This is a genomic window from Pseudogracilibacillus sp. ICA-222130 (assembly GCF_037892545.1).
GTDB lineage: Bacteria > Bacillota > Bacilli > Bacillales > Amphibacillaceae > Pseudogracilibacillus.
In genome coordinates, this window is sequence record NZ_JBBKBG010000009.1 from 19851 (window position 1) to 35600 (window position 15750).

Consider the following 15750-nt stretch of genomic DNA (forward strand, 5'->3'; position numbering starts at 1 on the left):
TCTTACATACAATCACATTTATTTTCTACAAATTTATGGATTCGTTCCATCGGGAAACCTTTTTGGTAAAGGGATGCCTTAAGACGTTCTTTCAATTCATAACCTTCATATTTTTTCTCTAGTTTTCGGTACAATTTTTCTCCTTGTTTTGCCAACTTTTCATTTTCTATTTCATCGTCCATTTCAACAGGAATTTCGGCTATCGCATCGACAATGACATCATTCGAAAAACCTTTTCGCAATAATGTTAGTGTAATTTGTTCTTTTCTTTTTTTGTATGGATGTTTACTCTTTTTGCGAAATTCTTTTTCCGCAAATTTATACACTTTCTTAAATTGTATTTCTCGTGTATATTGTTGTAGCACTTTTTCAATAATCGAAGGACTAACACCTTTTTCCATTAACTCTTTTTTAATGACGTTCGGGCCTTTTGATGTTAATAAAATACGGTCTTTCACAAAAGCATTGGCAAACATTTCATCGTCTAATAGTTTCTCATGTATTAACCGCTCCATCGTCCTATCAATCATGACAGGATCGACTTCCTTTTTTTGTAAATAATGATATAATTCTTTACAAGAACGCATGCGATAACTTATATAATTCACCCCTAATAAATAGGCTTGTTGCCTCGTTTCCGTTTGTTGAATACGACTTATATCTTCTTCTGTTAATAGTTGGCCTTTATGTAAATGTTCTTTTATTAACGTATCTTCATCTACACTAAATGCATAAGCTTCATTTATAAATATATTATAGCGATTCGTCGATTTTTTTTGAGTAGTTATCTTCGTTATTTTGCTCAATGATTGACTCACCTCTCTCTTTATTCTAACATGTATAGAGGATAATGTTCGATCATTTAATATTTTAGAAAGTAGGTTAAAAAATTGAATATATTAATGACTGGTGGGACAGGTTTTATCGGGTCTCATTTCATACAACGTTTAGTAACTGAAGGGCATCATGTGTATGTTTTAACACGTCACCCTAAAAAACATAAAGATACAGAACATATTTCATATATAAGTTTCCGTTATTCGATGAAAAAATTACCTTTTATTCATGCAGTGATTAATTTAGCTGGCGAATCTTTATTCGGTTTTTGGACGGAAGAAAAGAAAGAGAAAATTGTCGCTAGTAGAATAGCGGTAACAGAGAAATTAACAAATATGTTAATGCAAATGAAGGAAAAGCCGGAAGTGTTTATATCTGGTTCTGCAATTGGATTTTATGGTACTGCTGAAGATACTATTTTTACAGAATATACGAAAAGACCTAGCGGTGACTTCCTTGGAGAAGTAACGAGCAAATGGGAACGTGCTGCTAAAGTTGCAGAAGATTTAGGAGTTCGTACCGTATATGCTAGATTTGGAGTTGTGCTCGACAAGTATGAAGGTGCTTTACCACAAATGGCTCTACCTATAAAATTAGGTGTCGGTGGTACGATTGGTTCAGGAGAACAATGGTTGTCATGGATTCATATTAATGATTGTGTCAATTTACTTTATTTCATTTTGAAAAATGACACAATGACGGGAGCGGTTAATATTACTGCACCACATCCGGTTCGTAATAAAGAATTTACAGCTAGCTTAGCTTCTATATTAAAACGCCCTAATTTATTCACCATTCCAACCCCAATTATAGGTAAGGTTGTTGGAGAAATGGGCCAATTAATTACAGAAGGGCAATATGTATTACCAAAAAAAGCGTTGCAACAAGATTTTATTTTCCATTACGAACATATTATAGATGCGTTAGAAAATATTTATCAAAAATAAAAAAGAATCTCCCCATATAATTATAAGAGGTTGGGACAAATCAAACATAGATATCTAAAACACACTTGATCGCTTCGTGCGGTGCAAGAAATGGTTAGGTTAGCAACTGTCCATCATACAAACATACTTCTAATTTCTGCCCTCATTTTGTCTCAACCTCTTTATAATTGCTTATTTCCACGTAATAAAACGGTCCGTAAGAAACCCCCTTTCTACATGCATTTTTTTCGTAAACTTACTACACATAAAATCCTCCTGTAAACCTTGATATATCAACGTTCCATGTCCTAATATTTTTACGTTTTTTTGACAAAAAAATGCTTCCCTTTTCTCCCTTTTCCGTGTTAAAATGAATTAACAAAAAAATAATGACATAAGGGAAGGCAAATGGTGCGCCACCAGTTTACTGGTTCTAGTAGGTTCGATTCCTACCCCGAATTTATGTAGCTACTATCACTTAAATTCGTTGGGTGCCACCGAAACTTTTCCTTATGCATGCACCCTTCCTATGCCTAAATGATGGTAGATACATCTGTCACTTTTGTAACAATCTTATCATGAAGGAGGGTGCATACAGATGCTAAAGAAACGTGAGTTACACGAAGTACCTGTATTATTTGAGTTATCTTCTCACCCTGACGTATATCCGTACGTCCGACATAAAGCTAAAACGAGCGATGAATTTTATTTTTTAACAAAACAGTTATTAGAACAAGAAGATTTTGGGACATTAATATCGCGAACAATCATTGATGAATTCGAACAGCCAATCGGCACGATCAATCTATATGATATTGAAAATAATAGTGGCTTTTTAGCTACATGGATTGGTAAACCTTATTTTGGAAAAGGATATAATAAGCTTGCGAAAGAAGCTTTTTTCGAAGAATTATTTTTCCTATCAACTATTGAAACCATCTTTATTAAAATTCGTAAATCGAATGCACGCTCCTTACGAGCGATTGCAAAACTAAACTATGTACAATATGCGAACACTTTATATCCTGATGTTTATAACAATATCAATAAAGAAGAGGAAGTGTATGACCTATTTGTAATCACCAAAGAAAATTATTCATCGTACGTTCAATTTGCTCAAGTCGGGGAGAGAGAAGAAGCGGAAGTCGTTTCTTAAACAAAATCGTGAACTAAAAGAAACTTGTGAATTTACACAAATAATCTTTTGGTTCACGATTTTTTATTTACACAGTTATATTCTTGTTATATAATATATATAACACACAAACAAGAAGGTGATGACATGTACATTTCATTAGATTTTGAATCAGAGGTACCTATTTATGAACAATTAAAAAATGAAATCATCATCGGCATTGCAAAAAAAGAACTCACGCCTGGTGAACGCCTTCCTTCTGTCCGGGCTTTAGCGAGTGATATTGGAATTAATTTACATACTGTGAATAAAGCTTATCAACAATTAAAACAGGATGGCTTTTTATTAATTCATCGTCAACGTGGTGTTGTCGTCCATCCCGACGGACCCGAAAAGGCAGATGAAATATATAAAAAGCAGTTACATGAAACATTAAAACCTTTAATTGCTGAAGCATTATGTAAAGAAATCGATCAAAAGGAATTATTTGCAATGATGACAACTATTTTTGATGAATTAGGTAGGTGAATAATATGATAACAGCGTTTTTTTATATAAGTATGCTCTTAATCATCGTATTTATTTTCAGTATTCTTCCATATATAACGAGGAAAACGGAGCAATTTGGTGTAACCATTCCATACAAAATTTATAAGCGGACAGATTTAAAACAAATTAGAAAATCATATACTTTTTACACCATTTTACTAGGATTCATCATAGGATTGTTACAAATATGTTTACACATTTTCTTTGAAGAAACGGTGCAACATATCGGATTTACCATAAATACATTACTATTTATTATCCTCTCCTTTTTTGTATATCTACAATTTCATAAAAAAGTGAAAGCTATTAAAGCGAAGGAAAATTGGACAGTAGAGAAAAAACAGCGAACTGTTATCGATACTTCCTTTCATCATGAGAGAAATGTATTATCTAATTGGTTTTACCTCATTCCACTTGTTATAACAATCGGAACAATCTTATATACATTTTTCATGTACGATAAAATGCCAAATGAACTTCCAATGCATACAAATGTTAATGGAGAAGTTCGCTATGATCCCAAAACACCATTTAATGTTCTACTGATGCCTGGAATGCAACTGTTTATGATTGGTTTGTTTTTCTTAATTAATATCATCATTAAAAAAGCAAAACAACAAATTCACGCAGCAAATCCTAAGGTATCAAAAATACAAAACCAATTATACCGAAAAAAGTGGTCGCGCTTTTTATTTATTTCATGTGTTTTAATGGTACTAATGTTTTCATTTATTCAATTAACGTTTATTCATCCTATATTTCAAAAATATGAAACACCAATAATACTCGTCATTATCGCCATCATTTTAATTGGGTCAATTGTCTTATCGATTCGAACTGGGCAAGGAGGTAGTCGAATTAAGATTGATGATGACCAAATAGATGATCGTATGATAGACCGTGATGAAGATGAACATTGGAAGTTAGGACAATTTTATTTCAATAAAAATGACCCTTCCATTTTTATTGAAAAACGTTTTGGAGTTGGGTGGACGAATAATTGGGCACATCCGATTTCATGGATATTGTTGTTATTAATTATTGGTACAGCTATTGGTATACCTTTACTATTAACAAATCTTTAAGGAGGAAAATATAATGGATATTAATTGGAGTCTTATTGCACCACTACTTATTTTACAAGTAGTTTTAATGGTTGTTGCATTATTAGATATACGAAAAATGGAACAAACAAATGGACCTAAGTTTATTTGGGTTCTCATCATCATTTTTATTAGTACAATTGGTCCGATCGCCTACTTTATTTTTGGTAGAAAGGAATATGATTAATGTTTCAAATCAAAAATTTAACAAAGACGTATGGAAAAACAACGGTTGTAGATGACGTCTCTTTTACATTAGAACAAAATCGTTGTATCGCCCTTATCGGTCCGAATGGTGCCGGTAAAACGACGACATTGCGCATGTTAACTGGTGCCATAAAACGAACGAACGGAACATTCATAAAGACAGATCAAAAAGAGGCAGATATTCGAAAATATATCGGCTATTTGCCACAAGAACCGACATTTTATCCGTGGATGACTGGCATACAATTTTTAACATATTGTGCCAACATTCATGAACTTTCTAAAGAATTGGCAAAAGAGCGAATTGATGAAGTTCTAAAACAAGTCGATATATACGATGCACGAAATAAACGAATTGGTGCTTATTCTGGTGGTATGAAGCAAAGATTAGGTATTGCTCAAGCAATCATTCATAAACCTTTCCTACTATTACTGGATGAACCTGTTTCTGCACTAGATCCTATTGGGCGTCGTGACGTTTTAACATTGATGGAGCAATTGAAAAAAGAAATGACGATTTTATTTTCTACGCATATATTAAATGATGCAGATGAAGTGAGTGATGAACTAATTTTAATGCATCAAGGGAAAATTGTTGAATCTGGAAACATGGCCACATTACGAAAAAAATATGAAACTGCAATCATTGATATTCAATTTACCGAAAACAATGAGGTATATGAACAGCATCTTCGGGCATTGCCTTCTGTCATCGATATTAGTAAAAGTCGTTCGATGATGCATGTCTCAGTGACAGATATCGAGGATGCTCGTCGGGAAATTTTAGAAAAAAGTATGGCAGAACATTGGCCACTTCACCATTTTGCTATAAATGAAGCATCGTTGGAAGATATGTTTATGAAGGTGGTGCAATCATGCAGTGGATCGCATTATTTAAAAAAGAGTTAAGCGAAAATTGGCATAATAAAAAATTAGTTTGGGTACCACTCGTCTTTATTTTATTAACGATTATGGACCCGATTACGTATTATTATTTACCAGAAATATTAGAACATACTGGTGGTGTCCCAGAAGGAACTATCTTTGAAATACCTGAGATGCGTGCGGAAGATGTAGTAATGCTTAGTTTAGAACAGCTTGGCATGTTCGGTACGTTATTAGTCGGTTTTATGACGATGGGAACGATTGCTGGAGAGCGTAAATCAGGGACAATGGAAATGATGTTAGCTAAACCAATTCGTACGAATCATTTCATTACATCCAAATGGGCTGCAAATGCATTGCTTCTTATCGGTGCGTTAACGATTGGATTAGCTTTTAGTATGTATTATATATCCATTTTATTTACGACATTGAACATCTCTACTATGATTGGTGTGATTGGTTTTTATAGTATATGGTTACTGTTCGTGTTATCGATTTCTATTTTTTATAATAGTTTTATTCGATCGCCGGGCGCTGTGCTTGGATGCACAATTTTTACGATTATGGTTTTGAGTACTATAAAGACTGTTTACGGACATAAATTGACTATGTTGCCAAACCAAATGGCGAACCATCTCGGTACATTTATCGAGGACAAACAAGTCCATACAGAGCTAATAGGAACATCTGCGATAACATTATGTGCAGTAATTATGCTCGTTATCGCTTCGATCATTCTCTTTAAAAGATCGGAAATGGTGTGAACTAAATTTTATTTTTTTTATAAAATAGTAAAGTTAACACAAAAATATCATCATATATATGTGCAGTCACTTCTCCACCTTGCTTTTGGAGAAGTTGCTGTACAATATGTAACCCTAATCCAAGTTGTCTATTCTTACAAACTATGTAATATGATAACGTAATTTCAAAAAAGTGACATAAAACATTGAGCATGTTTCATGTCACTTTTTGTGTAAATTTAAATAGCTAATTCATTTTGTTTTCTTTGTAATACAATCTTCTTAATTATCAATGTTTGGATAATCACAAACAATCCACTTACTGCCCAATATAATGGTAATGCAGCAGGTAAAGTAAAAGAAATAATCCCTATCATTATTGGAGACATATAGCTGAATAACATCATTTGTTTACGCTGTGCATCTTCTAACCCAATTAGACCAACTCTCGCTTGGACAAAATAAATTGCCATTGCAATGAGCACAAATAAAATATCCGTTTCTCCTAAATTAAACCAAAGAAATGATTGTTCTGCGATTTCAGGTGTTCGTCTAATTGCATAATAGAAACCTATTAAAAACGGCATTTGTAACAAAAGTGGTAAACAACCAGTCATCATTTTAAATGGATGAAAATCATATTTTTCATAAAGCTCGCCTAGTTCTTTTTGTAATTGTAATGGATCGTTTTGATTATTTTTTCCTTTATATTTCGCCTGAATCTCATCCATCTCTGGTTTCATTAATTTCATTTTACTTTGGGATTCTTGGTTATTCACGGATTGCTTTATGAAAAATGGCATTAATATAATGCGAATCACTATCGTAATTAAAATAATTGCCACCCCATAGTGACCGTGAAACCAACTTGCGACCATTTTTATGAGCAATGAAAATGGATAAATAAAATAATGATCGAACATCCCGGTTGCTTGACTATCTATTGGATCAAGACTCATTGCACATCCCGATAATGTGAATAGTGAAAAAATAATGATGAAACTTAAACTAACTTTTTTAAAAAGTGTGAGTAAGTTGTTTGTAGACATAATTGTCCTCCTCTTATTTTAATATGCTGATTAAAATAAGAGTGAACGTCATCTTCTTTATCGTCTTTTTCAGTCATTCTTTTATATCTCATCACAAACCAATCCATAAACGATCCATTCGTTATGATCGGTTTTTCTATGTGTGCTAGATTTACTTTTACATGTTGGTGATCACTTTGAAATTCATACGCTTTTGTCAACATATGTTTGAAAACGAATTGACTAACATATGCAATCCCTAATGTAATCAACAATAATCCTACATAAAAATAAACCATGGAAACATCAACAAAAATATGATGGAATATATCTATAAACAATCTTACTCACCCCCTTCATTTTCACGTTGTATATTACATTATAATTAAATTTTACCAAACATTGTATACACGTACAATAATCGCTTTACTTTTTAATCGTCATTCGATGCATAAATATATAGCTTACAAGATAAACAATGATACTAAGTCCGAACATATAATAAAAATAATTAAATTCAAAGTGTAATACGATATATTCCAATAATTGAAATACTGCCCCTTCATTACTCATATCTAAGACAAATAGCACGCCAATGATCCCCATAAATGAGAAGCCGATTAATTTCCCATATCGATAAAAAATTAACGATATAAAAAATACAACCATACTTAATAACATCGTAATCGAAATATCTACGATCATTTCCGTTGCAAAGGTCGAATTCGGTAGTAAATCTGCAATATGATTGATCGTAAATTCACTAGAACCATTACTCAATACTAATGCTCTACCATTCATATCAAAGAACATTTTCAATATTGCTTGGATTAGCTGAATGACTATTGCGTTCAAAATGGAAGTTACGAATAAGAAAATACCTAATGATAAGAAAATCGGAAATCTTGTCACTCCTAATTTGATCATAAATGGTATGACCCCTGTCACAACCATTCCAGCAACAATTGGTGTGTAAAAATACATCGGTGCTGATAAGGTCAACTCAGTCATACTCGATTGCAATAAATACGTTGATCCCACTGATAGAATGACAATTCCTATTAAAATAGCCCAAAATGTTAGTAATGATATTTTATAATTCGTATATATCATATGCATGGTACCTTTCATTTCCTGTATCATTTGTTATGCTCCTTTCTCTGTATCAGTTAGATAAATCATTAAATCTTGGATCGGAATTCCTTCCACACGGAATCCCGCTTTTATTGCTTCTTCTTTATTTCCATAAATGGAGGCCGTCATCATGTTCGCAATTTGCTTCGTTTCCATTACATGTTTATTAGCAATGAAATGTTTCACTTCCTCTACATCACCTGTAATAACGAAGGCACTATTGCGTAATGTTTCTGCTTGTTCATGAAGCATTAACTCTCCTTCTTGCAAAATTAATACTTCCTCAAATAACAAACTTACTTCATCAATTAAATGTGTCGAAAAGATAATCATTCTTTCATTTTTTTCATATTGCTCTAATAAAATATTGTAAAACCTCTTCCGTCCAGCCGCATCAAGTCCAATATATGGTTCATCAAAAATCGTAATCGGGGCATTACTAGCTAAACCAACAATTATGCCAACTGCCGAACTCATTCCTTTTGAATATGTTTTTAATCGTTTTTTAATTGGAAGTTTATAAAGTTTCACTAGGTCATGTACCAATTGTTCGTCCCAATAGTCATAAAGAATAGAGCACGTTTTAAAAATATCTTTCACTTTCATTTCTTTTTGAAAATTATCGCCTTCTTTAATCATACAAATATTTTTCGTTATCGAACGATTATTAAAAGGAATCTCTCCATCTACTTTTACTGTTCCAGAGGTTGGTAGTTGTAATCCTGCTAATATATCCATAAAAGTTGTCTTCCCTGCACCATTTCGACCGAGCAGTCCATAAATTTTTGGTCCATTTAATGTAAATGATACATTTTTTAATGCATCGGTCTTTTTATAAGTTTTTGTTAAATGTTCCACTTTCAATTGCATATTACTTCTCCTCCTTTAACATTTTTACTAATTGTTCATTCGTTATATTTAATTTTTTCGCCTCTTCTTGTAAGGGTAAAATAAAATGGTCATAAAACTCTTGTAATCTTTTCTCTCGAATAATTTGGATTGCATCTTCTGTGACAAACATCCCAACACCTCTTTGCTTCTTTAATATATTTTCCTGCACAAGTTCATTCATCCCTTGTCTTGCTGTTGCTGGATTTATTTGATAAAACTTTGCTAATTCATTTGTTGATGGAGCTTTTTCACCAATCGCAATCGATCCTTTTAATATTGCATCCTCTAAAAATTCTTTAATTTGTATATAGATTGGTCGTTGGTCATCTAATTCCCTTTTCATCTGTGCACCACCTTTTTTATAGGTTAGTTAGTTATATAACTAACCATATAACCAATCAAGTAATTTGTCAATACGATTCCACAAAAAAAGACGGAAATTATCCGTCTTTTTTAATATTCGTTATATTTGCCTCTATCACTTCGATCCCGATTCGATCTACTCTTTGTTGTATTTCCTCCTGCAAAAGATTTTTCATAGTTTGTGGTAAGTTTTTTTCAAATTGATTTTTTGTTCCATCGCTAAGTTGGGTAGTCATTAAAATTTTTATAGCGGCTACACTCTGTTCCTTCATATAGGCATGATAATTTTCCACTTCATACAATGCCTTCGCCGTATCTACGACTTTATACTGGATGTAAAGATGAACCGTCCATGTTTCATTGTCTGTTCCATAAATGGTAATATCTTTTAAATGGATCGACTCATTTCTGAGTGAAATCGTTCTTTTTTTAGTAAGCGGAATGGTAAAAATGAACCCATGTTTACGAATCGTCCCTACATATCCATGATAAAATGTAATTAATTTCGCTTCATTCGGATATACAAATGTAAAACTCGTTAAAAAGAAAAGAGTTATAATAAATAATAGTAATGCAACTACATAATGATGATGCAAGAAGCTAAGTACCGCACATATTGTAAGGATCCCGATTATGATCATTCCTAAAATACCATTCAATGACCATGCTTCTTTTTCAATCATAAAAATTCTTCCTCTCCAAAAGCCATTTCTTCTAGTTTTGCCAATTTTGAACATTTTAATATAAATTATTTGAGTTTTTTTGAAATATTCCTTTTTTGTGGAGGAGGTGGTTATGGTTTTCGACTGAATTCTTGCGATTTGTGGCTTGGGTTATTGCAGGTTTGATGTTGGGTTCTTGCAACTTCGCACTATATTCTTGCAACTTTGCACTGCATTCTTGCAACCTCAACCTATATTCTTGCAACTTCGCACTTTATTCTTGCAACTTTGGGTGGGATTCTTGCAACTTCGCTCTGTATTTTTGCAACTTTGCACTGGATTCTTGCAACTTCACACTGGATTCTTGCAACTTCGGCCCATATTCTTGCAACTTTGCACTGTATTCTTGCAACTTCGGCCCATATTCTTGCAACTTCACACTGTATTCTTGCAACTACCTAGTTTACATAAAAAAAGCGGTGCTATCAATGATAGCACCGCTTCAGCTCATTATGCTTTTTTCATGACGATTTCTTCATCTTCTAATACAACTTGAACTTCTTTTATTGTTTCATCTTCTAAGATTAAGTCCGTTAATCTATCTTCAATTTCATTTTGGATAACACGACGTAATGGTCTGGCACCAAAACGAGGGTCATATCCTAATTTGACTAAATGAGTTTTCGCCTCATCTGTTATATGGATAGAAATATCACTATTTTCAATTGTGTTTTCTAATTCTGTAAGCATTAAATCGAAAATGTGTAATAAATGTTCTTCTTCTAGCTCATTGAATGTAACAATTGCATCGAAACGGTTCAAGAATTCAGGCTTAAAGTAATCTGATAAGTTTTCAAAAGAAGAAATTACGTTGTTTTCTTTTTCAAAACCGACATTTACTTCTTTAACCTGTGAACCAGCATTGCTCGTCATAATTATAACTGTGTCTTTAAAACTCACTGTTCTACCATGTGAGTCTGTTAAATGACCATCTTCCATAATTTGTAGGAACATATTTTGTACGTCTGGGTGTGCTTTTTCAATTTCGTCTAATAAGATGATTGAATATGGTTGGCGTCGTACCTTTTCTGTTAATTGTCCTGCCTCTTCATGACCTACATATCCTGGAGGAGAACCAATTAATTTTGATACTGTATGTTTTTCCATATACTCACTCATATCGAGACGAACTAACGCATCTCTTGTACCAAACATTTCCTCTGCTAATACTTTTGATAATTCAGTTTTCCCAACACCAGTTGGTCCGACGAATAAAAATGATCCTATTGGACGATATTTTGATTTTAACCCTGCACGACTACGGCGGATTGCTTTAGCAATATGATCCACTGCCTCATCTTGTCCAATCACTTTTGCGCGTAAATGTTCGGCGAAGTTTTTCATTTTTTCCCGTTCATCTGTCTGCAATTTTGTCACAGGGACACCTGTTTTTTCCTCAATTATTTGTTCTATATCTTCTACTTTTACCGCAGCACGAACTTCTGTATCAGCTTCATTTGCTTTGTCTAGCTGTTTTTGTAATTGGATTTCTTGGTAACGTAGGTTCGCTGCACGTTCATAATCTTCTTGTTCTGCAGCTGCTTCTTTTTCTTTCGTTATCTTTTCTAATTGTTGTTCAATAGAGTCAGAATCTTTATCCGCGTTCGCAAGGTTCAGTCTCGCACCAACTTCATCCATTAAATCAATTGCTTTATCTGGTAAAAAGCGGTCTTGAATGTAACGGTTTGATAATTGTACGAACGCATCCACCACTTCGTCACTATATGTGACACCATGGAACTGTTCGTAACGTGATTTAATTCCTTGTAAAATTTGTACCGCTTCTTCTAATGAAGGCTCTTTTACAATAATTGGTTGGAAACGACGCTCTAATGCAGCATCCTTTTCAATTTGACGATACTCTTTTAATGTTGTTGCACCAATAATTTGTAACTCTCCACGAGCTAAGGCAGGTTTTAAAATATTCCCTGCATCCATTTGAGATCCTTCTGTCATTCCAGCACCGACTAATAAATGAAGCTCATCGATAAATAAAATAACTTCTGGACGGTCTTTTAACTCTTGGATTAATTGCTGCATTCTTTCTTCAAATTGTCCACGGATTCCTGTATTTGCAACTAATGAAGCAACATCTAATACATATACTTCTTTGTTCATTAATTTGGAAGGGACATTTCCTTCTACAATTTTTAATGCTAACCCTTCCGCGATTGCTGTTTTACCAACACCAGGTTCCCCAATTAAAACAGGATTGTTTTTGTTTCGGCGGTTTAAAGTTTCTATAACACGTTTTACTTCTATATCACGGCCGATAACTGGATCAATTCGATTGTTTCTCGCATCGTCTGTTACATTATTACCTAATTGATCTAATAAACCATCACGACCGCCGCCTTGTTTCTGTTTTGTTTTCGTTCGGCTTTGACCTTGGTTAAATCCTCCCATATTTTGCTGGAAAAATCCTTGATCAAAAAATCCATCTCCTTGCATAAAGTTACTCATATCTGACATTTGATTTTGTACTTTGTTAAAACATTCATTACATAAATGTAATTGCATCTTCTCATTATTGAATTGCATTGCCATATTTACATTTGCACGATTAATTCCACACTGTTGACATTTCATATTATAGTTCCTCCTTTAATATATAATATGATGTTATTCGCCAAGTTTGTCTTTCGTCATTTTGACTTTGACTATCTTTGACTATGATTTTATTATACACTGACCTTCTTTGACTTTCAAGTCTTTTTTCTTATTTTTTTAAAAATAAATAAAACAACGTCGAATATATTTGATCGACGCTGTTTCATCTCTATTTTAATTATCCATTTTGTTCATTATATCTTGCTTTTTCTAATTCTCTCAGTTCTACTCGACGGATTTTTCCTGACACTGTTTTTGGTAATTCCGTTATAAATTCAATTTTTCTAGGATATTTATATGGTGCAGTTTCTTTTTTGCAAAAAGTTTTTAATTCATCAATTAATGAAACTTCATCTGCAACCTCATGCCGTAATACAATAAAAGCTTTTACCAATTGGCCCCGTATTTCATCTGGTGTTCCAACAACAGCACATTCCTGAACAGCCGGGTGCCTTACGAGCACATCTTCTACTTCAAATGGTCCGATTGTATAGCCAGAACTTACAATAATATCATCATCCCGGCCTTCAAACCAAAAATATCCATCTTCATCTTTTTTGGCGCGATCGCCCGTAACATAGAAATCTCCGCGTTTGGCAATAGACGTTCTTTCTTCATCTTTATAATATTGTTTAAACAATGCTGGACTATTTAATTTAACAGCAATATCACCGACTTCTCCAACGTCTACAATTGTTCCTGCGTCATTAATTATTTCTACCTCATTACCAGGTGTTGGTTTCCCCATCGAACCAGGTTTCACTTCCATTTCCTTCATAATACCTAGCAAAAGTGTATTTTCAGTTTGTCCATATCCATCACGTACAGACAAATTAAAAGTCTGTTGAAATGTATCAATTACTTCGCGATTTAATGGCTCCCCTGCAGAAACTGCACTATGTAAATGGTTTAAATTATAAGTAGATAATTGATCTAATTTTGCCATCATACGATATTCAGTGGGCGTACAACATAATACATTAATTTTTTCCTTTTCTAACAGTGTCATATATTTTTCCGCATTAAATTTTCCATTATATACAAATCCTGTTGCTCCAGAACCTAATACAGACATCAATGGGCTCCAAACCCATTTTTGCCATCCTGGAGCAGCTGTTGCCCAAACGATATCATCCTTTTCAATCGCTAACCAATTTTCGGCGACTGTTCGTAAATGTGCATATCCCCATGCATGTGTATGGACAACACCTTTTGGATTACCGGTTGTTCCAGAAGTATAAGGTAAAAATGCAATATCCTCCTTAGATGTATGTTCCATGTCATACTTTGGACTTGCTTCCTCTTTTAAAGCATCTAAAAAATGCCAACCTTCGATACTGTTTCCAATGGAGAATTTTAATAATTCATCATATTGCTTAATCCCCTTATAGGCCTCTGCAAATGGAAAATAACTGACAACCCCTTTTACCTCTCCATGTGTCACTCGATATTGTAAATCGGCTGTCGTTAACATTTCTGAACTTGGGATAATAATAATTCCTGTTTTTAATGCAGCTAAATATGTCTCATAAGCTTCGATAATCCTAGGTACCATAACGAGTAATTTATCGCCTTTTTGTAACCCTTTCTCCACTAATACGTTTGCTATTCGATTTACATTCTCAATTAATTTGCCATACGTAATTTCTTTCCTCGTACCATTTTCCTCTTTATAAATAAGTGCTAATTTATTTGCCGGATGTCTTTCGATATCCATCATGATGTTATAATTATCTGGAGCAATTAAATCATCTCTGTTCATGTTACCACTCCTTTATCTTTATATTATTTAGTATAACAAAATAAAGGAGTTATTTGAATATTCATTTATCTAAAACAATGTCGTATCAATGAATTGATGGATCATTAGATCGTCTAAATCTTTAAATGTATAGCCATCTTTTTGTAATGTTTTAATTACATGTTCTAACGCTTCTGCATTATCCTTTGATACCGTATGCAATAAAACAATCGCTCCTGGATGAACTTGTTGCATCATTTTATCATAACTATGTTTCCACCCTTGTGTTTTATCGCGTTCCCAATCTTTGTATGCTAACGACCAGAATACATGTATATATCCTTTTTCTTCTGCCCATTTTAAAGATTTTTCATTAAATGTTCCTTTTGGCGGTCGCAAGTAAACTGATTGCTTTTCACCAGTAATTTTTTCTACCGCTTTATCCAACTTCTCAATATCTTCATACATCTCATCTTTCGATATTTTCGTAAAATCTTTGTGGTGGTATGAATGGTTCCCAATATGGTGACCATCTTTTACCATACGTTTGATTAATTCAGGCTCTTCTTTTACATAATGACCTGTGACGAAAAATGTCGCTGGAACATCATATTTTTTTAATACATCTAATACTTTTTCGGTATAACCTGCTTCATAACCTTGGTCAAACGTAAAATAAATTTCTTTTTCATCTGTATTTCCTATATGCAATGTGCGATATTTATCAATGATTTTTTCGTATATGCCAAACTCTGGAGGTTTTCCTTCTTTACTTTGTTTAAATCCCCAGCCATAAGCAGCAACATCATTCGTTGGTTGAAAGAAACTAACTGCCATCATGATCATGAAAATAGATAAAAAGCGTTTCATCACATT

The 15750-nt window shown here is 33.5% G+C and carries 18 protein-coding genes; 7 read left to right on the top strand and 11 right to left on the bottom strand.

The genetic code is table 11. The annotated features are described in order from the left end of the window. Positions 1 to 2 precede the first annotated feature (2 nt). The gene (recX, locus tag WKT09_RS05855; protein ID WP_340415135.1) at positions 3 to 806 is read right to left on the bottom strand and encodes a recombination regulator RecX; all 804 of its coding nucleotides are present in this window, start codon (positions 804 to 806) and stop codon (positions 3 to 5) included. An 84-nt stretch (positions 807 to 890) separates the two neighbouring features. On the opposite strand from recX, the gene WKT09_RS05860 reads away from it, so the two are divergent. The 7 genes from WKT09_RS05860 to WKT09_RS05890 all read left to right on the top strand — a co-directional run bounded on the left by WKT09_RS05860 (position 891) and on the right by WKT09_RS05890 (position 6406). Continuing rightward, on the top strand, positions 891 to 1784 hold the full coding sequence (locus WKT09_RS05860; RefSeq protein WP_340415136.1) for a TIGR01777 family oxidoreductase: 894 nt from the start codon (positions 891 to 893) through the stop codon (positions 1782 to 1784). Positions 1785 to 2361: 577 nt separating this feature from the next. Then, entirely contained in the window at positions 2362 to 2919 is a 558-nt protein-coding gene (locus WKT09_RS05865; protein WP_340415137.1) for a GNAT family N-acetyltransferase, read from the top strand. Between the two features lie 126 nt (positions 2920 to 3045). Then, positions 3046 to 3426, top strand: coding sequence for a GntR family transcriptional regulator (locus WKT09_RS05870; RefSeq protein ID WP_340415138.1), 381 nt, complete (start codon positions 3046 to 3048; stop codon positions 3424 to 3426). A gap of 5 nt (positions 3427 to 3431) precedes the next feature. Further along, positions 3432 to 4532 carry a DUF1648 domain-containing protein gene (locus WKT09_RS05875; protein ID WP_340415139.1) on the top strand — a complete coding sequence of 367 codons (1101 nt, stop codon included), beginning with the start codon at positions 3432 to 3434 and terminating at the stop codon, positions 4530 to 4532. Between the two features lie 13 nt (positions 4533 to 4545). Next, positions 4546 to 4737, top strand: coding sequence for a PLD nuclease N-terminal domain-containing protein (locus WKT09_RS05880; RefSeq protein WP_340415140.1), 192 nt, complete (start codon positions 4546 to 4548; stop codon positions 4735 to 4737). Continuing rightward, the gene (locus WKT09_RS05885; protein WP_340415141.1) at positions 4737 to 5666 is read left to right on the top strand and encodes an ABC transporter ATP-binding protein; all 930 of its coding nucleotides are present in this window, start codon (positions 4737 to 4739) and stop codon (positions 5664 to 5666) included. Before WKT09_RS05880 ends, WKT09_RS05885 begins: the two co-directional genes overlap by 1 nt. Next, complete coding sequence (locus WKT09_RS05890) at positions 5633 to 6406, top strand: ABC transporter permease (RefSeq protein WP_340415142.1); 774 nt, start codon at positions 5633 to 5635, stop codon at positions 6404 to 6406. The genes WKT09_RS05885 and WKT09_RS05890 overlap by 34 nt, the downstream gene beginning before the upstream one ends. Before the next feature lie 218 nt (positions 6407 to 6624). Here the strand turns inward: WKT09_RS05890 and yidC are convergent, their stop codons facing one another. From yidC to pdaA, 10 genes are all read right to left on the bottom strand, one after another. Next, on the bottom strand, positions 6625 to 7434 hold the full coding sequence (gene yidC / locus WKT09_RS05895) for a membrane protein insertase YidC (RefSeq protein WP_340415143.1): 810 nt from the start codon (positions 7432 to 7434) through the stop codon (positions 6625 to 6627). Then, positions 7389 to 7754, bottom strand: a complete 366-nt coding sequence (locus WKT09_RS05900; RefSeq protein WP_340415144.1) for a hypothetical protein — start codon at positions 7752 to 7754, stop codon at positions 7389 to 7391. The genes yidC and WKT09_RS05900 overlap by 46 nt, the downstream gene beginning before the upstream one ends. Positions 7755 to 7839: 85 nt before the next feature. Next, positions 7840 to 8556, bottom strand: a complete 717-nt coding sequence (locus WKT09_RS05905) for a hypothetical protein (RefSeq protein ID WP_340415145.1) — start codon at positions 8554 to 8556, stop codon at positions 7840 to 7842. 3 nt (positions 8557 to 8559) lie between these two features. Beyond that, positions 8560 to 9417: an ABC transporter ATP-binding protein gene (locus tag WKT09_RS05910; RefSeq protein ID WP_340415146.1), complete on the bottom strand. Its 858-nt coding sequence runs from the start codon at positions 9415 to 9417 to the stop codon at positions 8560 to 8562. Position 9418: 1 nt separating this feature from the next. Continuing rightward, positions 9419 to 9781 (bottom strand): GntR family transcriptional regulator, encoded by a 363-nt coding sequence (locus WKT09_RS05915; RefSeq protein WP_340415147.1) that lies wholly within the window; start codon positions 9779 to 9781, stop codon positions 9419 to 9421. A gap of 97 nt (positions 9782 to 9878) precedes the next feature. Further along, positions 9879 to 10484: an SPFH domain-containing protein gene (locus WKT09_RS05920; protein ID WP_340415148.1), complete on the bottom strand. Its 606-nt coding sequence runs from the start codon at positions 10482 to 10484 to the stop codon at positions 9879 to 9881. Positions 10485 to 10737: 253 nt separating this feature from the next. Beyond that, on the bottom strand, positions 10738 to 10917 hold the full coding sequence (locus WKT09_RS05925; protein ID WP_340415149.1) for a hypothetical protein: 180 nt from the start codon (positions 10915 to 10917) through the stop codon (positions 10738 to 10740). 56 nt (positions 10918 to 10973) lie between these two features. Then, complete coding sequence (locus tag WKT09_RS05930; RefSeq protein WP_340415150.1) at positions 10974 to 13112, bottom strand: ATP-dependent Clp protease ATP-binding subunit; 2139 nt, start codon at positions 13110 to 13112, stop codon at positions 10974 to 10976. Positions 13113 to 13311: 199 nt separating this feature from the next. After that, positions 13312 to 14895 carry an acyl-CoA synthetase MbcS gene (mbcS, locus tag WKT09_RS05935; RefSeq protein WP_340415151.1) on the bottom strand — a complete coding sequence of 528 codons (1584 nt, stop codon included), beginning with the start codon at positions 14893 to 14895 and terminating at the stop codon, positions 13312 to 13314. 69 nt (positions 14896 to 14964) lie between these two features. Next, a complete protein-coding gene (gene pdaA, locus WKT09_RS05940; protein ID WP_340415152.1) occupies positions 14965 to 15744 on the bottom strand; it encodes a delta-lactam-biosynthetic de-N-acetylase in 780 nt (259 codons plus the stop codon). Between the last annotated feature and the right edge of the window lie 6 nt (positions 15745 to 15750).